This is a genomic window from Neorhizobium sp. T7_12 (assembly GCF_002968535.1).
GTDB classification, from domain to species: Bacteria; Pseudomonadota; Alphaproteobacteria; order Rhizobiales; family Rhizobiaceae; genus Neorhizobium; species Neorhizobium tomejilense.
In genome coordinates, this window is the sequence record NZ_PVBK01000004.1 from 78,376 (window position 1) to 96,743 (window position 18,368).

The following is an 18,368-nucleotide window of genomic DNA, read 5'->3' on the forward strand; positions in this document are numbered from 1 at the left end:
AACATGAATGTAGAAATCACCCGGCTCGCCTCCGGGTTGACGGTCGTCACCGAAACCATGCCGCATCTGGAGAGCGTCGCGCTGGGTGTCTGGATCAAGTCCGGATCGCGTAACGAGACCGAGGACGAACATGGGATCGCCCACCTCCTCGAGCACATGGCCTTCAAGGGCACCGCCCGCCGCAGCGCCCGTGACATCGCCGAAGAAATCGAGAATGTCGGCGGCGAACTCAATGCCGCAACATCCACCGAAACCACCTCCTATTACGCCCGGGTGCTCAGGGACAACGTACCGCTCGCGGTCGACATCCTTGCCGACATCCTGACGGAATCAGCCTTCGACGAGGAAGAACTGCGTCGCGAAAAGCACGTCATCCTCCAGGAGATCGGCGCTGCCAACGACACGCCCGACGATGTGGTGTTCGACAAGTTTTCCGAGGTCGCCTATCGCGGTCAGACGATCGGCCGACCGATCCTCGGCACGCCGGATACGGTCAAGGGTTTCACGCCAGGGCAGATCCGCAACTACCTTTCGCGCAATTACACGACCGACCGGATGTTCGTGGTCGCTGCGGGCGCCGTGGATCACACGACGTTCGTCAAGCAGGTGGAAGAGCGTTTTGCCCGCCTGCCCATGACCCCGAGTTCGCCGCCTGTGTTGGAAGTCGCCCGTTACATCGGCGGCGACGTGCGCGAAACCCGCGACCTGATGGACGCGCAGGTGCTGCTCGGTTTCGAGGGCAAGGCCTATCACATGCGCGACTTCTACTGCTCGCAGATCCTCGCCAACATCCTCGGCGGCGGCATGTCCTCGCGCCTGTTCCAGGAAGTGCGCGAACGTCGCGGCCTGTGTTATTCGGTCTATGCCTTCCACTGGGGCTTTTCCGATACCGGCATCTTCGGTATCCATGCGGCAACCGGCGGCAACGAGTTGCCGACACTGGTGCCTGTGATCATCGATGAGCTGCGCAAGTCCTCGGAGACGATCCACCAGCAGGAAATCGACCGTGCCCGCGCCCAGATCCGCGCCCAGCTTCTGATGGGCCAGGAAAGCCCGGCCGCCCGCGCCGGCCAGATCGCCCGCCAGATGATGCTCTATGGTCGCCCCATCCCCAACCCGGAAATGATGGAACGGCTGGAAGGCATCACCACGGAGCGGCTTACCGACCTTGCCGGACGGCTGTTTTTCGATACAGTTCCCACCTTGTCGGCGGTCGGCCCGATCGAACAGCTCGCGCCATTGACCGACATCTCCACGGCGCTTTCCACGCCGGGGATCCAGACGAAGAAGGCTGCCGGTTAAACCGGCCGCCCTGCCCGGAGCAGCGTTAGCATGACCAAATCGGTGTTTCGGTTCCTGTCGCGACAGCCGGACACACCAGAGCTTTATGGCGAAAACCACCTGCTCCGGCTTCCCCGTTATTCCGACTACAAACAGTGGCAGCGGCTGCGCTCGGAAAGCCGGCCGTTCCTGCAGCCCTGGGAGCCGATCTGGCGGCCGGACGAGCTGACCGAAGGGGCGTTCCGCCTGCGCGTCGTCAGAAGCGGCCAGGAATATGCCTCGGGCCTTGCCGTGCCGCTGCTGCTCTTCCGCCGCGACGACCAGGTGCTGCTCGGCGGCCTGACCATCGGCTATATCCGGCGGGGTGCGGCGCAGAGCTGCATGGTCGGCTACTGGATGGGCGAGAAACATTCCGGCCAAGGCCACATGTTGGCCGCATTGAAGGTGGCTATCCCGTATATCTACGGCGGACTTCAGTTGCACCGGATCGAGGCAGCCTGTATTCCGGAGAACTGGAAAAGTGTCCGGCTTTTGGAAAAGGCCGGTTTCGAGCAGGAAGGTCTTTTGCGCAAGTATCTCAAAATCAATGGCGAATGGCGCGACCACCTGATGTTTTCCCGCCTGCCGGAAGACGGCGAGTTCGGGAAGATGCTGAAGCCATGAACGCCTCAGTCTTGCGTCTTGCGTCATTGATCCGCTTTTTTCCGGCAATCATCGCTCTCCTCGCTGCCGCCATGGTCCTGACGGCTGCGCCGGGTGCGCGCGCCGCGGAGCCGGTCAAGATTTCGCGAGACGACACGGCGCTCGACCTCACGAGAACCACCGACATCTACGTCAACCAGGGCGAGGCCTTCCAGGTGTCGACGGCCGCTGCTGCGGATGGCATCCGCCGGCGCATCGAGGTGCGTGCAAGCTCTCCCGGCCACCAGGGCGACTGGGCGGTCTTCGCACTTTCCAACGTTTCGGAAGAACAGCTCGAACGGGTGATCGTCGCGCCGCATTTCCGGCTCGCCAACTCGAAAATGTTCTGGCCGGACCTCGGTTCGCAGCGCATCATCTCGATCACGCCTTCGGAAGGTTTTGCGCTCGACCGGATACCGAGCCCGGATGCCGACGTTTTCCGGATCACGCTGAACCCCGGTTCGACCATCACCTTCGTCGCCGAGCTCGCGACGCCGTCGCTGCCGCAAATCTATCTTTGGCAGCCGGACTCCTACAAGGACACGGTCAACTCGTTCACGCTCTATCGCGGCATCGTGCTTGGAATCGCGGGCCTGCTGGCGGTGTTCCTGACCATTCTCTTCGTCGTCAAGGGCACCTCGATGCTGCCGGCGGCGGCAGCGCTTGCCTGGGCGGTACTCGCCTATATCTGCGTCGATTTCGGTTTCCTGGACAAGCTGATCACCGTCACGTCGGGCGACCAGCGCATATGGCGCGCGGCGGCGGAGGTGGCGCTCGCGTCTTCGCTCGTCATCTTCCTGTTCACTTACCTCAACCTCAACCGCTGGCACGTGCATCTCGGTTACGCGACGCTTGCCTGGGTGGTCGGCCTGGTGCTGCTCGGCGGCGTGGCGATCTACGATCCCTCGGTCGCGTCGGGCATCGCCCGCCTCTCGTTCGCACTGACCGGTACCGTCGGCATCCTGTTGATCATCTATCTCGGCTTCAACCGCTACGATCGGGCGATCCTGCTGGTGCCGACCTGGGCGCTGATCCTGGTCTGGCTGTTCGCCGGCTGGCTGACGGTGACCGGCAAGCTCGACAACGACATCATTCAGCCGGCGCTTGGCGGCGGTCTCGTTCTGATCGTGCTTCTCATCGGCTTCACGGTCATGCAGCACGCCTTTGCCGGCGGCGCCTATCAGCAGGGCCTGTTCTCCGATCTCGAACGGCAATCGCTGGCGCTCACCGGCAGCGGCGACACCGTCTGGGACTGGGACGTGGCCCGCGACCGCGTCGTCACCACGCCCGACATCTCGGCCCGCCTGGGGCTCGACGCCGGGGCCATGCATGGGCCGGTACGCAACTGGGTGCCGCGGCTGCATCCCGACGACCGCGACCGTTTTCGTGCGACACTGGACGTGCTGCTCGAACACCGCCGCGGCCGCCTGAACCACGAATTCCGCATCCGCGCCGAGGACGGGCATTTCCACTGGCTGCAGATCCGCGCCCGGCCGGTGCTCGGCTCGAACGGCGAAATCATCCGCTGCGTCGGCACGATCATCGATGTGACCGAGCAGAAGAATTCCGTCGAACGGCTGCTGCAGGACGCATTGCACGACAACCTGACCGGCCTGCCGAACCGCCAGGTCTTCCTCGACCGGCTGCAATCGGTGCTGACGCTGGCGCCGGCCGGCGACACCGTGCGGCCGACCGTCATGGCGATCGACATCGACCGCTACAAGCAGGTCAACGATAGTCTCGGCATCGCGGCCGGCGACAATATCCTGATCGCGCTGACTCGCCGCCTGCGGCGGCTTCTGAAACCGCAGGACACGCTGGCGCGGCTTGCCGGCGACCAGTTCGGATTGATCCTCGTCTCCGAGCGTGATCCGGCCAAGGTGGCGGATTTTGCCGATGCGGTCTCCAAGGCGATCATGGTGCCGATCAACTTCGCCAACCGCGAAATCATCCTGACAGCCTCGATCGGCCTCTCCTCGTGGGTCGACCAGCAGGAAAGCGCCTCCGGCATGCTGGCCGACGCGGAACTTGCCATGTACCGGGCGAAACGCTCCGGCGGCAACCGCGTCGAGCCTTTCCGCCCCGCCTTCCGGGCCGCCGGCGCCGACAAGCTGCAGATCGAGACCGATCTTCGCCGCGCCATCGAGCGCAAGGAACTGTTCCTCGCCTATCAGCCGATCATCAGCCTGAAGGATGGCGAGATAGCGGGTTTCGAGGCGCTGATGCGCTGGGATCATCCCAAGCGCGGCAGCATACCGCCTTCGGAGTTTATTCCGATTGCGGAAATGTCGGACCTGATCGGCCCGCTCGGCCTGTTCGCCCTCGACCGGGCCGCCTCGGACCTGATGGTCTGGCAGGGCCAGACCGGCGACCTGCCGGTGTTCGTGTCGGTCAACCTGTCGAGCGCCCAGCTTCTCAACGCCGATCTCTACAACGACGTGCGCGCGCTATTGCAGAAGACCCAGGTCAATCCGGGCCAGCTGAAGCTCGAACTCACCGAGTCGCTGATGATGGAGAACCCGGAACAGGCGCGGCTGGTGCTTGGCAAACTCAAGGAGACGGGCCTCAGCCTCGCGCTCGACGATTTCGGCACCGGCTATTCGTCGCTCGCCTACCTTACGCAGTTCCCGTTCGACACGATCAAGCTCGACAAGGCGCTGGTTCGCAACGCAACGGAAAAGCGGGCAGTCCTTTTGCGTTCCGTGATCGCCATGGCCCGTGCGCTGGAAATGACCGTGGTGGCGGAGGGCGTCGAGACCGACGAGGATGCGGCGGAACTTGCCAAGATGGGCTGCCATTTCGGCCAGAGTTATCTGTTCGGCCCGCCTGCCCCGGCAGATGCCGTGCTCCGTCTTCTGAAAGAGCGCTTCCCGCTGACCAAGCGGGCGTAGGCTTTCTCAAGCGGCCTTGCCCGCTCTCGGACGCTCGCGGGCGAAGGGGCTGAGGCCCAGCCATTGCTGCATCGAGCTCGCCATTTCCGGATCGCCGTCCAGCTCCAGCCTTCCCTGCGCCATTTCGGTCCGCACCGTCGCGATACCCATCCAGATGGCGGTCATCGTCCGGAGCGAACTGGTCACGTAGAGGTCGATCTCGAAGCCGGGATCGGTGGAGCAGACATCGACATCGCGGCCGTCGACGACCAGCCAGTAGCGCTGCTGGGCCGCCGGCCGCTCCGGAAAGAGAAAGAGGACCGTGCAACGCCGCGAAGGCATCGGCGTCGGATCGAGGTGGCGGCGCATGTCCCACATCAGCAGCGACGGATCGAGTTTCTGAAGCGAATGCTGGGTCTCGACCCAATGTTGGCCCCAGAAGCCGAGGGTCATCACCACCTCGCGCAAATCCTCGCCGGCCGGCGTCAGATGATATTCCATCACCCCATCGGCCGCCTTGCGGTTTTCGACGATGCCCGCCTGGACCAGTTCCTTCAACCGTTTCGAAAGCAGGGTCGGCGACATGCGCGGCACGCCGCGCCGGAGGTCGTTGAAACGGCAGCTGCCGCACAGAAGTTCGCGGAGCACGAGCGGCGTCCAGCGGGTGCAGAATACCTCCGCCGCCATCGCCACCGGACAGAACTGGCCGTAGCTCGCCGTCACCTCCAACATCGCCATCTCCTCGCATGCCCCGGGGCAGAATAATCCCGTTCCGGAAACCGACCAAGTCCGCTTTATGGACTATTGGCCTGACAACGGGGCGGCTCCGGATGACGGATATCAAACACCTCGTCCGTCCCGGCGCGTGCCGAACGCTCGGACACGATACATAGCTGCCAAGGCATGACGAATCTAAACGCTATCATCACAGAGCAATCGATATAGCATTGCCGCCTCATCCCCTCTTGACTCATTCATAGCTCTAGAGCTATACGTCAATCCATAGCCAATGAGGTATGAATTCAGTGTCGAACGCCCACGATGTGCTCTTTCGAACGCTTGCCGACCCGACGCGGCGAGCCATATTCGAGCGGCTGTGCCGCGAAGGCGAGAGGACGGTCGGGGTCCTGACGGCGCAGGCCGGGGTTTCTCAGCCGGTTGTCTCGAAACATCTCGGGGTGCTGAAGCGGGCCGGGCTGGTGCGCGACCGCCATGAGGGCCGCCAGACCCATTATAGCGCCCAGCTCGGCGCGCTCGCGCCGCTGGTCGACTGGACGAGCCAGATGGCCGGGTTCTGGCAAAACCGCTTCGACCGCCTCGAAGACCTGCTCAAAAGGATGGACCAATGAACGATACTTCGACCCAAACACGCACCGTCGTCGTCGAGCGAGAGATTGCTCACCCGGCGGAAAAGGTCTGGCGGGCGCTCACGCAACAGCACCTGATCGAGGAATGGCTGATGAAGAACGATTTCCAGCCGGTCGTGGGTCACCGTTTCAAGCTTCGCGGCGAGTGGGGCGGCGTCCTGGACTGCGAAGTGCTGGCCGTGGAGCTTCACAGAAAGCTCTCCTACACCTGGGACCATGCGCATGAGGATGCGGCCTACGATCTGAGAAGCGTTGTGACCCTGACGCTTACCCCGACCAGCACAGGAACCCATCTGCGCATGGAGCAGTCGGGCTTCCGGCCGGATCAGACGCTCGCCTATAACGGCGCCCGCCACGGATGGCAGGGGTTCGCCAGTGCGCTGGAGACGGTTCTGGCGAGGATCGACTGACGCCTTGCAGAGGCCGGTGCCCGAACTTTTTTACAGGGCGGCAGTGCCGTCCGTTTTTCGAGGAGGTATTATCGTTGAACTGGAACACGTTAACGCGGCAGGCCCACCGCTGGCTGTCGATCGTCTTTACGGCGACGGTCATTGCGAACTTCGTCGCCATGGGCATCGGAGAGCCGCCCTTGTGGGTCGTCTACTCTCCCCTCATCCCCCTGTTCCTGCTAATGTTGAGCGGTCTTTATCTGTTCGCGTTGCCATACGCCCGTCGTAGCGGGCAACGCGCCAGCGGATAGGAGTGAAAAGAATGGTTGAAAAGACGTCCAGGAAATCCGGGGCTGCCAAGCCGGCACCCGCCAGCCGCGTCGCTGCGGAGCCGGCTCTCCTTTCGGGCGGCAACCCGCAGATCGCCAAGGGTTACGGCGACGCACCCGTGCAGGCCTATATCGCCGCCATGCCGGGCTGGAAAAGCGATGTCGGGCGCCGCCTCGACGCACTCGTCACCAGCACCGTCCCCAACGTCTACAAGGCGGTCAAATGGAACTCGCCGCTCTACGGCATCGAAGGCGACGGCTGGTTCCTCAGCGTCCATTGCTTCACGAACTACATCAAGCTGGCCTTCTTCCGCGGCACCTCGCTCAATCCCGTCCCTCCCGGCACGTCCAAAACGCCGCAGACGCGCTACTTCCATATCCATGAGGGAGAGGAACTCGACGAAACACAACTCGCCGACTGGGTGAAGCAGGCCAGCCAATTGCCCGGCGAACGGATGTAGCGACGGGCGAACGGCGACAGCATGAAGAAAGCGACGGCAACAATGAAAACCATAAACAGCATTTCGGCGGACAAAGACCCCTCTCCGGCGCAGTTGATCGATGCGAGGATCCGCGAGCTTGGCGACTGGCGGGGGGAGACGCTCGCCCGCGTCCGGCTCCTGATCAAGCAGGCCGAGCCCGACGTGATCGAGGAATGGAAGTGGCGAGGGGTCCCGGTCTGGGAGCGCGACGGGATCATCTGCACCGGCGAGACCTATAAGGCAGCCGTGAAACTGACCTTCGCCAAAGGGGCTTCGCTGGAGGATCCTTCCGGCCTCTTCAACGCCAGCCTCGACGGAAATACCAGGCGTGCGATCGATTTTCACGAGGGCGACAAGATCCATGAGGAGGCGCTGAAGGCACTCATTCGGGCCGCCGTGGCGCTGAATACCGCCCGCCCCGCCCGCTCGCAGAAGAAGCCGAAGAGCGCCTAAAAGTACCGGCTAAACGGTGCGGATCGATCCGCTTTCCGATGCCATGATCAAGGGCTCCGGGTTACCGGATTTGCCCCGGTCATCCTCGGTGCCGCGGCGGCGGCTATCCGTGTCCGGCAGGGTCTAGTCCATTTCCTGTACTTGCGGCGGCTCGCCGAGCGGCCAACACTCCGCCCATTCTCGACAAATGGGAGGAGAAAAAATGACAACGGCAACCGAACTCAAACCCGCCCACACGGTCCATTCGAATGCGGTCGGCATTGCCAGGTCGCTCGGGCCGGTCTTTGCCGCACGCGCCGCGGAGTCCGATGACGGCGATGCCTTCGTCGCCGACAATTATCGCGACCTGCGCCATTCCGGCCTGATCGAGGCCGGCGTCCCCGCCGATCTCGGCGGCGGCGGCGCTGAGGTTCGCGAACTCTGCGAGATGATCCGGGAGCTCGCGCACCATTGCGGCTCGACGGCGCTCGCCTTTTCGATGCACACGCATCAGGTGGCGATCCCCGCCTGGCGCTGGACACGTCAGAAGGCGGCACCGGTTATGCCGCTTCTCAAACGCGTGGCAGCGGAGCGGGTCGTCCTGCTCTCGAGCGGCGGCTCGGACTGGATCGAAGGATCGGGCAAGGCCCAGAAGGTCGATGGCGGTTACCGGATCACCGCGCGCAAGATCTTCACCTCCGGCTCGCCGATCGGCGACATCCTGATGACCGGCGCGGTGCTCGACGAACCGGATGGACCGAAGGTCCTGCATTTCGGCCTGCCGATGAAATCGCCGCATGTCAAAGTTCTCGACACCTGGAAGGTGATGGGGATGCGCGGCACGGGCTCGAACGACGTGATGATCGAGGGCCATGTGGTGCCGGAAGAAGCGGTCGCGCTGAAGCGCAACCAAGGCGAATGGCACATGCTGTTCCACATCATCTCGATGATCGCCTTCCCGCTGATCTACTCGGCCTATCTCGGCGTTGCGGAAAGCGCACGCGATATTGCGGTCGAGATGGCGAAGCGGAAGGAGCCGGACGCCCATGTGATCGAGCTTGCCGGGCGGATGGAGACCGAACTCAGGGCCGCGCAATACGCCCATGCCGGCATGATTGCCGCGGCCGAGCGCGGCGAACCTTCGCCGGCCACGACCAACGAGATCATGATCGGCCGCTCGCTGGTCGCCCGCCACGCGATCGCCGCGACGGAACTCGCCATGGAGACAGCAGGCGGCGCAGCCTTCTACCGGGACAAGGGCCTCGAACGCCGGTTCCGCGACATTCAGGGCGCCCGTTATCACCCCATGAGAACCGGACCGCAGCAGGAATTTTCCGGCCGCATGGCGCTGGGTCTCGATACGCTCAGGACCTTTTGAGAAACAAAAGCTTGAGGTGGCGACGTCCAAAAACCAGCATAGGCTGCATTTTTACTCCGGAATGCACGATCAAAAAGGCAACTTCAACTTAAAGTAGCGCCTGTTAAAACATGATAATGCATGTTTTGGAGTTGACGAAATCGTGATCTTGCCCCCTAATTCCCAGGGGTCTCTGAATGCGCCCCATAAACTACTTCCCGCCTTTCGATCCACCGAAAGGCGGGTTTTCTTTTTGGGGCGGGGCTATCCCCTCTGCGCCTGGATAAGCCGGTGAATATATTCCAGCTTGACCATGACGGCCTGCGAGAGAACGAAGGGATAAAGATCCGGCTGGCCCATCGAGCGATGGATGCTGTTGAGGGCCATGCTGAACGGCACCCAGGCTGAGACGAGCTGTTCCGCATCACGTGCCGCATAAGGATTAAAAGCCACTTCCGCCGCCATTTCCGCATGGCCACGCGGCTCGATCACCATGCCATAGGCACGGGCTGTCTCCAACGTATCGACGATATGCAGGTAGTGGGCGAAGCACTCGGCAAAATCTTCCCAAGGATGGGTGCTGGCATAGGTGCTGATGTAGAAATCCTGCCAGCCGGGCGGCGGGCCCAGCTCGTAATTTCTCTGCAGCGCCGCGCTGTAATCGATCGTCTCGTCGCCGAAGATGGCTCGGAACTCGTCCAGCCTGCCGCCGTCGCGTACCAGCTTGTCCCAGATATAGTGACCGGTCTCATGGCGAAAATGCCCGAGCATGGTGCGGTAGGGCTCGTTCATCGAGACGCGCACCTGCTCGCGGGTCGCATCGTCGGCCTCGGCGGCGCGGATCGCGATCAGGCCGTCCTCGTGGCCGGTCATGGCCGGTACGATGGTGCCGTCCGGCTGAACCTCATCAATCAGGAAATCGAAAACGAGACCGCCCTGCGGATCCTCGTCGCGATTGGTGTGCGGCAGGTTCCAGCGCATCAACGAGTAGAAGAGATGCCGCTGCGCCTGGCTGATGCGCCGCCACTGGCTGAGGCCGACCTCGGTCGAGGCATCCGGAACCAGGCGATTATGCCGGCAGGCAGGGCAGAAGGGATGCGGATCGTCAGCGCTGACGGTCCAGTTGCAGATATCCATCGCGGCATTGGGGCAGTGGCGCACCTTGTAGTCCGGCCGGGCGACGAGATGCCATGCCCCCTCCTCTTCATCCTGCGCAAGCGCATGCATGGCCAGATGCTCCGGGACGAAGGCCAGCCGGTGGCCGCAGTTCACACAGGAGCGATTGTCGAAGTGGATGGTCTGGCCGCAATGATCGCAGTCGTAGAGGCGCATGGAACGTCCGTCGGTTTCAAATGGGCGGATACAGAAAACCTGCTCCGGCCGGAGCCGGAACAGGTTCGCATTCTAAGCTTGTAGAGTAACCGTTACATGCGGTCGACAACACCCTTCGCCGCATCCTTGACCTTGCCCTTGGCCTGCTGCGCATGGCCCTTGGCTTCCTGGCCCGCACCCTTTGCCTTGAGCTTCGGATTGTCGGTCATGTCGCCGGCTGCCTGCTTGACCTTGCCGGTCATTTCGTTGGCCTTGCCGGCCATCTTGTCACTGGTGCTGCCCATCGTGCTTCTCCTCGGTGAGGACGCCCATCGTCCTGCTGGGAAAAGAACTCCGGGCTGCAGGCTTCGTTCCGGAAATCTTTCGAAATTGAGCGATCAGGCGTGGCCAGCTTCGCTGGAGAGCATTTCCGGACTGACGCCGAGGAGCGCCAGGGCGCGTTCGTATTTGCCTTCCAGCGCGCGGTCGAAAATCAGCGCGTCGCTGGCAGGACAGTTCAGCCAGCCGTTGTTGGCGATCTCGATTTCCAGCTGGCCGGCACCCCAGCCGGCATAACCGAGCAACATCGTTGCGCGCGCCGGCCCCCGCCCGTCGCAGATGGCGCGGATGATATCGAGCGTGGCGGTCAGCGAGATGTCGTCACTCACCGGAATGGAGGACTCGCTGACGAAATCGTCCGAATGCAGCACGAAACCGCGGCCGGTCTCTACCGGACCGCCGGAAAGGATCGGCAGATCACGGGTCTGCACCGGCAGCATGATCGCATCGGCCTGATCCATGATCTTCAGGTGAAGGAGAACGTCCGTGAACGAAATCTGCTGCGCGCGGTTGATGATGAAGCCCATCGCGCCAGCCGGCGAATGGGCACAGACATAAACGACGGCGCGCGTGAAATTGCTGTCCTGCATGCCCGGCATGGCAATCAGGAACTGTCCGTCCAGGAAGCCCCGTTCGCTCTTGTCCTCGAGGGTCGAGAAAGACATGATGCCTCCAGCCTGCCTTCCGGCCCGGCCAAACGGGCAGGAGAGCGTCAATTGCAATTCCATCAAGATGGGGCAGTCGCCCCGATCAATCAACCGAAAATGATCAGTTTGCGTGGGCTCGTGACTGGTTCGGGCAAGGCCAATCGGTTAAACGCTTGGTCGATGAAGAGAATTTTGCCGAGCAGCATTCCGTCACGCGCGCCAGCAGCGCTCGCCGCCTGCATCACTGCAGGCGCAGTCCTGGGCATTGCCACGATGAGCTGCGCCGAGACCACGCCTTGGGCGAGCAACGAGGGCGGCCGGATGCGGGTGGTGGCGATGCCGCCCGAGCCGGACGGCACGGTGCGTGGCGCGCTGCAGATCGAACCGAAGGCCGGCTGGATCACCTACTGGAAGGAGCCGGGCGATGCCGGCATTCCGCCGCAGATGATGTTTTCCAAGGCAAGCGGCGTGACGCTGAACAGCATGAGTTATCCCGTGCCGAAGCGGATCGACAACGGCAAGCTGCGCGATATCGGCTACGACCATGCGGTCACCCTGCCCTTCGAGCTCAAGATGGAGGATCCCGGCAAGCCGCTGAACCTCGGCGCTTCCGCCTTCGTCGGCCTTTGCCGCAACATCTGCATTCCGTTCCAGGCGGAATTCTCGCTGCAGCTTGGAGCCACCAAGGGCACGCCCGTCGAAGAGGCGATGATCCTCAACGCCGCGGCCTCGAAACTCCCGGAACCGCCCTCGGACGATTTCGCCGTCACCTACTACGCGATGACGCAGGGGCGCGACAAGCTGGCCCTGAAGCTGAAACTGCCGCCCGAGGCCTCGGCATCGCCGCAGGTGATCGTCACCGGTCCGCAGGGCCACGTGCTCTTCGACGGCGTCAACGGCCGACGCGACGGCGACGCCTACGCGCTCGACATGCCGGTCGGCAAATTGCCGAAGAATTACGATATCAAGGGCAAGCGCTGGGGCATTCTGGTGATCGCCGGCAACCGCGCCATGGAAACCTCGCTCGCCTTCGAATGACGTCACGTCCTGTTGATCGGACCTGCCTCCGGCGGCGTGTTGCATTGCGGCCCTTCCCTTGTCTTGCGCCAAGTGCGCTCTATAGTGCGCCGCGAATGGCGGGCCTGAAACAGGCGCTCGCCCAACCGAGGAGAGCCCCATGACGATTGCCATCGGCGACAAACTTCCCCCAGCCAAGTTCAAGGAAAAGACCGCGGACGGTCCGGTGGAGATCACCACCGAACAGCTGTTCGACGGCAAGAAGGTGGTTGTCTTCGCCGTGCCCGGCGCCTTTACGCCCACCTGCACGCTGAACCACCTGCCCGGCTATCTCGAAAACCGCGACGCGATCCTCTCCAAGGGGGTCGACGACATTGCCGTCCTCGCCGTCAACGACTGGCACGTGATGGGCGCCTGGGCGACCCAGACCGGCGGTCTTGGCAAGATCCACTTCCTGGCCGACTGGGACGGCGCCTTCACCAAGGCGCTCGGCCTCGACGCCGACCTTTCGGCCGGCGGCCTGGGCGTGCGCTCGAAGCGTTATTCGATGCTGGTCGAAAACGGCGTCGTGAAATCGCTCAACGTCGAGGAAAGCCCCGGCCAGGCCACCGTCTCCGGCGCCGCCGCGATGCTGGAACAGCTCTGAGCGCCATTGATTTTGCTTCCAAAGGACGCCTGCGGGCGTCCTTTTTGTTTGCGGCAAAGTTCGGAACTTCGAGCAGGTCTTCAGGTTACGCAGTCGAGTAACATCGAGAGGATATCGCAATGGAAAACGCCATGTGGTTATTCGTCGTTGCGGGCGGCGCGGCAATTCTGGGACTGGCCCTCGCCTTCGGGATCATCAAGCAGAACCCGGCCAGGGGGATCGGCGCGATCGCCGGCGCATTCATCGTCGCGATCGGGGCCGTGGGACTGGGATATCTGGTTTCCAGCCAGACCGAGACCGCACCGTCCAAACCATCGGATGCGCAAGGCAGCCAATATGAAGCTCCCGCAAGACCTTCCGATCAGAACGCGCTACCGGGGTTGAACCAGCAGAACCGCTGACATTCTCAATCGCAACCGACGACACCGCGTCTATCCGGCGGTGTGGGGGCCTGCACGGCGACGGAACGCTTTGCCGGGCCCCTCCGGCGATCACTGAATATAGACACCCGCCCTCTTTCTGCCGTATTTGTTATAACATACCTGTAATGTTATTACATAAATGGCGATTGCGATGGCACGACTTCCTCACTCCTCCAGCCTGATCGGCAGTTCGGCCCTTGGCCGCCTCGTCCACGTCGCGCTGCTCCTTGGCCTTCTCTGGTTGGCGATCGCCTGGGCGGCGATGCTTCCGTGAACGCCCTCCTCACGCTCGATAACCTCACGGTCACCTACGACCGTCATCCCGCCGTCCATCACGTCTCGGGTTTCTTCCGGGCCGGCAGCCTGACTGCGATTGCCGGGCCGAACGGTGCCGGTAAATCGACGCTGATGAAGGCGATCATGGGCGAATTGCGGCCGGCGGAAGGGCGGCTGCAGCATCAGCTCGCCCGCAGCGATTTCGGCTATCTGCCGCAGGCGGCGGACATCAACCGGCGTTTCCCGATCTCGGTCCTCGATACGGTGCTGCTCGGTGCGTGGCGGCATACGGGAGCCTTCAGGGCGAACGGAGCGAAGGAACATGCCCGGGCGGCCGGAACGCTCGCCGCCGTGGGCCTCGGCGGGTTCGAACGGCGGCCGATCGGCTCGCTTTCGGCCGGCCAGTTCCAACGGGTGCTGTTTGCACGCCTCCTGCTTCAGGATGCGAAAGTCATCCTGCTCGACGAGCCATTTACCGCAATCGACGCGCGCACGACACAGGATCTGCTCGACATCGTCGCGCACTGGCATGGCGAAGGCCGCACCGTGATCGCCGTGCTTCACGACCTCGAGCAGGTGCGGGCGCATTTTCCCGAGACCCTGCTTCTGGCCCGCGAATGCATCGCCTGGGGGCCGACGGCGGAGGTGATGTCGGCCGGCAATCTGCTCAAGGCGCGGATGATGGCGGAGCGATGGGACGACGGCGCAGGGATTTGCGAGAGCCCAAGCGGAAAGGCCTCGACCAACGGGGTTGTCGCATGAGCGCCTACGATCTGCTGATCGCGCCGTTTGCCGATTACGGCTTCATGCGCCGGGCGCTGGTCGCCTGCCTGTGCCTGGCGCTCGGCTCCGGACCGATCGGCGTCTTCCTGATGTTGCGGCGCATGAGCCTGATGGGCGATGCGATGAGCCATGCGGTGCTGCCGGGTGCGGCGATCGGTTATCTCGTCGCCGGCTCCCTGTCGCTGACGGCGATGGGGATCGGCGGGCTCGTGGCGGGTCTTTCTGTGGCTCTGCTCTCCGGCATCGTCAGCCGGGCCACCGTGCTGCAGGAAGATGCGAGCTTTGCAAGCTTCTACCTGACCTCGCTGGCCTTGGGCGTGCTGATCGTCTCGCTGCGCGGATCCAATATCGACCTGCTGCACGTGCTGTTCGGCACCATTCTCGCGATCGACGGCCCCGCACTCGCCCTCATCGGCTCGATCACATCGGTAACGCTCATCGCCCTCGCGCTGGTCTACCGGCCGCTGGTGGCGGAGTGTTTCGATCCGGGCTTCCTGCGCACCGTCGGTGGCCGCGGGCCGGTCTATCACGCGCTGTTCCTGCTGCTCGTGGTGTTGAACATGGTGGCAAGCTTCCAGGCGCTCGGCACGCTGATGGCGGTCGGGCTGATGATGCTGCCGGCCGCGGTAGCGCAGCTCTGGGGCCGCAGCCTGACCGCGATGATGGTTCTTGCCGCCGGCACGGCGGCCGTCTCCGGCTATGTCGGACTGGTCGCCTCCTATCACCTCGAACTCGCCTCCGGCCCGACGATCATCATGACGGCGGCAGTGATCTACGGCCTTTCCATTCTCTTCTCGCCGTCAGGTTTTGCCCGGCGGCTGTTTCCCAGCCCACATCTGAAGGGCTGATACCACCGGTCAATCTCAAGGAGACCTCGATGATATCCCGCAGACTGCTTCTCTCCGCCGCCATTCCCGCCCTCATGGCCTTTTCCGCCGTGCCGGCCTTCGCCGACACGCTCAAGGTCGTCGCCTCCTTCACGGTGCTCGGCGATGTCGTCTCCCAGGTGGGCGGTAAACACGTGAAGGTGACGAACCTTGTCGGCCCGAACGGCGATCCCCACGAATTCGAGCCATCGCCGACGGACGCCCGGAACCTCAAGACGGCGCAGGTGGCCTTCGTCAGCGGCGAAGGCCTTGAAGGCTGGATGGACCGGCTGATCACCGCCTCGGGCTACAAGGGCAAGCCGGTCGTGGTGTCTGAAGGGGTGAACACCCGCACCATGGACGAAGACGGCAAGACGGTGACCGATCCGCATGTCTGGAACAGCCCGGTCAACGTCAAGGTCTGGGTCGCCAATATCGAGAAGGCGCTGTCGGAGGCAGATCCGGGCGATGCCGCCGCCTTCAAGGCGAATGCCGAAGCCTATCGCCAGAAGCTCGATGCGATGAATGCATACGCCCATTCCAAGTTCGACGCGGTGCCGGCCGACCGCCGCAAGGTGCTGACCAGCCACGATGCCTTCGGTTATTTCGGCCGCGAATACAATGTCAGCTTCCTGGCGCCGCTCGGCCTATCGACCGAGACCGAAGCCTCGGCCGCCGACGTCGCCAAGCTGATCGAGCAGATCAAGGCCGAGGGCGTAAAAACCTACTTCCTCGAAAACTCCAACGATCCGCGGCTTGTGAAGCAGATCGCCAAGGCGACCGCTGCCCAGCCGGGCGGCGAGCTTTATGTCGAATCGCTCTCGGATGCCAAGGGGCCGGCGCCGACCTATGAAAAGATGTTCCGCTATAATGTCGACCAGATCGCCACGGCGATGGCGAAGTCGAGCTGACCCCGCAAGAGTAGGCTGCGGGCAAACGCCCGCGGCCTTTGCTCAAACCGCCATATCGAAAACCAGAAGCCCCGACAGCCCGCCGTCCGCAGAGCCGATGATCCGGTCGCCGACAGCTATGTGGTCCGGATGGACGAGATAGGCGTCGCGCGCCTCGGGTTTCTCGAAGGTCACGATGAAACCGTCGAGAAAGCCGCCGTTCAGGCCTTCCGGCGAAACGTTCTGGCCGAATTTCACGTCGAGGATGCCGGGCGTGACATCTTTAAGCGCGGCGACCGCATCGTAGATCGACTGCTTGTCGGCCTGCTGGATGGCCGCCTTGAACCGAACGAATACGCAATGCAGGATCATGAGCGGACCTCCCCGGGTTATTGGCGGCAGAATAGTGACTGATGCTGCGAGCGCAACAGCGGCTCAGGCGATTTCCAGAAGAAGCGCGCGGTGGTCGGAAACTTCCGGCTCGGCGACCACATCAAAACTCTCGACCTTCACATCCGGCGTCACCAGCAGGTAATCCGCATAACGGCCGTCCTTCGGGTACCAGGAGGTGCGGGTGTCGGTGAAGCCGCGGGTGGTGACAAGATCGGTGAGGCCGAGTTTTCCGAGAATGGCGAAGGTCTCGCTGCCGGGCAGCAGATTGAGATCGCCGCAGACGATCAATTGTTCACCCGGCTGCCAGACCTTTTGGATCAGCGCGACGAGAGCATGCGCCTGGGCCAGCCGGGCCGGCGTGTCGCCCTTTCCGGCAAGATCCCGCAGCCCGTGCATCTGCACGATGGTCACCGCCGAGCCTATCCCGTAGCGGTGGATGCGGACGGCGTGGGCGTTGCGCGAGCGCGGATGTTCGCCCCAGCCGCCGGCCGAAAACTCTCCATGCACGAAACCAAGCTGCTGGCCGATGATGGGCAAAGAACCGCGCACGAACGTGGCGAGGCCGAATTCGGAGCCGACCTCCCGCTCACCCTCGAACAGCGTACCGCGGGCGACCGGAGCGTACATCGCCTCATGGCCGGGCAGAACCGCCTTCACATCCTCGTAGAGGCTGGCCCGCTGCGGCAGTTCGAAGGCGCCGTCGCGGTAGGCCAGCCAGTCGGCGGCTGCATCCGGCGTGCGGGTGACTTCCTGCAGGCAGAGCACATCCGGATCGGTGTCCTTGAGATATTGCATCAGCGGCGCATGGACGCGGCCGCCCCAGGCGTTGAGGGAGATCAGGCGCAGGGTCATCGCTCAGCGCTCCGCGGAAACCATGAGGATCATCGGACGATCCATTTCCTCGGCAAGTGCCGGATTGGCAGCAAGCTGATCCGGCGAGGGATGCCATTCGATGACACGGCGGATGGCAAAACCGCCATCGATCAGCGTGTTCAGCGTCGTGCCGATGGTGCGGTGATATTTGACGACGCCCCTGGCGAGCCAGTCGGTCGTGCGCCGACCCTCGATCGAATAACCATCCACCGGCCAGAATCTCTGGCCCGCGTCATCCGTCCGCCAGCCGGAATTTCGGGAGGCCATGTAGATCGGGTGTTCGATGGTGAAAACGAACTTTCCACCCGGCGCGAGGGCAGAATGAACCTCTTCCACCAGCCGGCGGAAATCCTCAAGGTAGTGGAAGGCGAGCGAGCTGTAGGCGAGATCGAAGGCTGCCGCGGCCAATTCGACCCGCTCCAGATCAGCGATGTCATAAACGATAGCCGGGTGGGCGTTTTCCGTCCGGGCCTTGGCGATCATGTTTTCCGAAAGATCGAGGCCGAGCACCGAGGCAGCGCCCTCCTCCGCCGCAAAACGGGAAAACCAGCCGAAACCGCAGCCGAGATCGAGGATACGCAGGCCGTTCAGCGCGGGAAGCAATGTGCGGATCATCGGCCATTCGGCGGCGCCAGCCAGCCCATGCACCGAGCGGCCGAGCTGGCTGTAGCCCTCGAAGAATTCCGGCGTGTCGTAAACGTTCTGGGCCATCGATCT

Annotated in this window: 23 protein-coding genes; 16 read left to right on the forward strand and 7 right to left on the reverse strand. The window is 63.1% G+C overall.

Annotation, left to right across the window (positions count from 1 at the left end):
• The first annotated feature begins 3 nt into the window (after window positions 1-3).
• The 3 genes from C5J26_RS11920 to C5J26_RS11930 all read left to right on the forward strand — a co-directional run bounded on the left by C5J26_RS11920 (window position 4) and on the right by C5J26_RS11930 (window position 4,853).
• Window positions 4-1,302: a pitrilysin family protein gene (locus C5J26_RS11920; RefSeq protein ID WP_105401957.1), complete on the forward strand. Its 1,299-nt coding sequence runs from the start codon at window positions 4-6 to the stop codon at window positions 1,300-1,302.
• Window positions 1,303-1,332: 30 nt separating this feature from the next.
• A complete protein-coding gene (locus C5J26_RS11925; RefSeq protein WP_046607106.1) occupies window positions 1,333-1,944 on the forward strand; it encodes a GNAT family N-acetyltransferase in 612 nt (203 codons plus the stop codon).
• Between the two features lie 71 nt (window positions 1,945-2,015).
• Window positions 2,016-4,853: an EAL domain-containing protein gene (locus C5J26_RS11930; RefSeq protein WP_245437344.1), complete on the forward strand. Its 2,838-nt coding sequence runs from the start codon at window positions 2,016-2,018 to the stop codon at window positions 4,851-4,853.
• A gap of 6 nt (window positions 4,854-4,859) precedes the next feature.
• On the opposite strand, the gene C5J26_RS11935 is transcribed toward C5J26_RS11930, so the two are convergent.
• Window positions 4,860-5,564 (reverse strand): helix-turn-helix domain-containing protein, encoded by a 705-nt coding sequence (locus C5J26_RS11935; RefSeq protein ID WP_105401959.1) that lies wholly within the window; start codon window positions 5,562-5,564, stop codon window positions 4,860-4,862.
• 293 nt (window positions 5,565-5,857) lie between these two features.
• Here C5J26_RS11935 and C5J26_RS11940 point away from each other — a divergent pair, with 293 nt between their 5' ends.
• The 6 genes from C5J26_RS11940 (at window position 5,858) to C5J26_RS11965 (ending at window position 9,209) form a co-directional block, all read left to right on the forward strand.
• Window positions 5,858-6,181, forward strand: a complete 324-nt coding sequence (locus tag C5J26_RS11940) for a helix-turn-helix transcriptional regulator (RefSeq protein ID WP_046631613.1) — start codon at window positions 5,858-5,860, stop codon at window positions 6,179-6,181.
• On the forward strand, window positions 6,178-6,609 hold the full coding sequence (locus C5J26_RS11945; protein WP_105401960.1) for an SRPBCC domain-containing protein: 432 nt from the start codon (window positions 6,178-6,180) through the stop codon (window positions 6,607-6,609). The genes C5J26_RS11940 and C5J26_RS11945 overlap by 4 nt, the downstream gene beginning before the upstream one ends.
• A gap of 74 nt (window positions 6,610-6,683) precedes the next feature.
• Complete coding sequence (locus C5J26_RS11950) at window positions 6,684-6,899, forward strand: hypothetical protein (RefSeq protein WP_105401961.1); 216 nt, start codon at window positions 6,684-6,686, stop codon at window positions 6,897-6,899.
• Window positions 6,900-6,910: 11 nt separating this feature from the next.
• On the forward strand, window positions 6,911-7,378 hold the full coding sequence (locus C5J26_RS11955; RefSeq protein WP_105401962.1) for a DUF1801 domain-containing protein: 468 nt from the start codon (window positions 6,911-6,913) through the stop codon (window positions 7,376-7,378).
• Window positions 7,379-7,399: 21 nt separating this feature from the next.
• The gene (locus C5J26_RS11960; protein ID WP_105401963.1) at window positions 7,400-7,852 is read left to right on the forward strand and encodes a DUF1801 domain-containing protein; all 453 of its coding nucleotides are present in this window, start codon (window positions 7,400-7,402) and stop codon (window positions 7,850-7,852) included.
• A gap of 202 nt (window positions 7,853-8,054) precedes the next feature.
• Window positions 8,055-9,209, forward strand: a complete 1,155-nt coding sequence (locus C5J26_RS11965) for an acyl-CoA dehydrogenase family protein (protein WP_105401964.1) — start codon at window positions 8,055-8,057, stop codon at window positions 9,207-9,209.
• A 243-nt stretch (window positions 9,210-9,452) separates the two neighbouring features.
• Here the strand turns inward: C5J26_RS11965 and C5J26_RS11970 are convergent, their stop codons facing one another.
• The 3 genes from C5J26_RS11970 to C5J26_RS11980 form a co-directional block, all read right to left on the reverse strand.
• On the reverse strand, window positions 9,453-10,520 hold the full coding sequence (locus tag C5J26_RS11970; protein ID WP_105401965.1) for a putative zinc-binding metallopeptidase: 1,068 nt from the start codon (window positions 10,518-10,520) through the stop codon (window positions 9,453-9,455).
• 92 nt (window positions 10,521-10,612) lie between these two features.
• Window positions 10,613-10,804, reverse strand: a complete 192-nt coding sequence (locus C5J26_RS11975; protein ID WP_046631166.1) for a CsbD family protein — start codon at window positions 10,802-10,804, stop codon at window positions 10,613-10,615.
• 93 nt (window positions 10,805-10,897) lie between these two features.
• Window positions 10,898-11,503: a YqgE/AlgH family protein gene (locus C5J26_RS11980; protein WP_105401966.1), complete on the reverse strand. Its 606-nt coding sequence runs from the start codon at window positions 11,501-11,503 to the stop codon at window positions 10,898-10,900.
• A gap of 162 nt (window positions 11,504-11,665) precedes the next feature.
• On the opposite strand from C5J26_RS11980, the gene C5J26_RS11985 reads away from it, so the two are divergent.
• The 7 genes from C5J26_RS11985 to C5J26_RS12010 all read left to right on the forward strand — a co-directional run bounded on the left by C5J26_RS11985 (window position 11,666) and on the right by C5J26_RS12010 (window position 16,406).
• Window positions 11,666-12,523 carry a protein-disulfide reductase DsbD domain-containing protein gene (locus C5J26_RS11985; protein ID WP_245441156.1) on the forward strand — a complete coding sequence of 286 codons (858 nt, stop codon included), beginning with the start codon at window positions 11,666-11,668 and terminating at the stop codon, window positions 12,521-12,523.
• Between the two features lie 139 nt (window positions 12,524-12,662).
• On the forward strand, window positions 12,663-13,148 hold the full coding sequence (locus C5J26_RS11990) for a peroxiredoxin (protein WP_046631163.1): 486 nt from the start codon (window positions 12,663-12,665) through the stop codon (window positions 13,146-13,148).
• A 119-nt stretch (window positions 13,149-13,267) separates the two neighbouring features.
• On the forward strand, window positions 13,268-13,549 hold the full coding sequence (locus tag C5J26_RS11995) for a hypothetical protein (RefSeq protein ID WP_046631161.1): 282 nt from the start codon (window positions 13,268-13,270) through the stop codon (window positions 13,547-13,549).
• Between the two features lie 172 nt (window positions 13,550-13,721).
• Window positions 13,722-13,844 carry a hypothetical protein gene (locus C5J26_RS33520; protein ID WP_256386077.1) on the forward strand — a complete coding sequence of 41 codons (123 nt, stop codon included), beginning with the start codon at window positions 13,722-13,724 and terminating at the stop codon, window positions 13,842-13,844.
• Window positions 13,841-14,608 (forward strand): metal ABC transporter ATP-binding protein, encoded by a 768-nt coding sequence (locus C5J26_RS12000; protein ID WP_105401968.1) that lies wholly within the window; start codon window positions 13,841-13,843, stop codon window positions 14,606-14,608. The genes C5J26_RS33520 and C5J26_RS12000 overlap by 4 nt, the downstream gene beginning before the upstream one ends.
• Complete coding sequence (locus tag C5J26_RS12005) at window positions 14,605-15,477, forward strand: metal ABC transporter permease (RefSeq protein WP_105401969.1); 873 nt, start codon at window positions 14,605-14,607, stop codon at window positions 15,475-15,477. The genes C5J26_RS12000 and C5J26_RS12005 overlap by 4 nt, the downstream gene beginning before the upstream one ends.
• Window positions 15,478-15,506: 29 nt before the next feature.
• Window positions 15,507-16,406, forward strand: a complete 900-nt coding sequence (locus C5J26_RS12010; protein ID WP_105401970.1) for a metal ABC transporter solute-binding protein, Zn/Mn family — start codon at window positions 15,507-15,509, stop codon at window positions 16,404-16,406.
• A 42-nt stretch (window positions 16,407-16,448) separates the two neighbouring features.
• Here the strand turns inward: C5J26_RS12010 and C5J26_RS12015 are convergent, their stop codons facing one another.
• The 3 genes from C5J26_RS12015 to C5J26_RS12025 all read right to left on the reverse strand — a co-directional run bounded on the left by C5J26_RS12015 (window position 16,449) and on the right by C5J26_RS12025 (window position 18,362).
• Window positions 16,449-16,757 (reverse strand): Dabb family protein, encoded by a 309-nt coding sequence (locus C5J26_RS12015; RefSeq protein ID WP_105401971.1) that lies wholly within the window; start codon window positions 16,755-16,757, stop codon window positions 16,449-16,451.
• A 63-nt stretch (window positions 16,758-16,820) separates the two neighbouring features.
• Window positions 16,821-17,630 (reverse strand): endonuclease/exonuclease/phosphatase family protein, encoded by an 810-nt coding sequence (locus C5J26_RS12020; protein WP_206051176.1) that lies wholly within the window; start codon window positions 17,628-17,630, stop codon window positions 16,821-16,823.
• A gap of 3 nt (window positions 17,631-17,633) precedes the next feature.
• On the reverse strand, window positions 17,634-18,362 hold the full coding sequence (locus C5J26_RS12025) for a bifunctional 2-polyprenyl-6-hydroxyphenol methylase/3-demethylubiquinol 3-O-methyltransferase UbiG (protein ID WP_105401972.1): 729 nt from the start codon (window positions 18,360-18,362) through the stop codon (window positions 17,634-17,636).
• Between the last annotated feature and the right edge of the window lie 6 nt (window positions 18,363-18,368).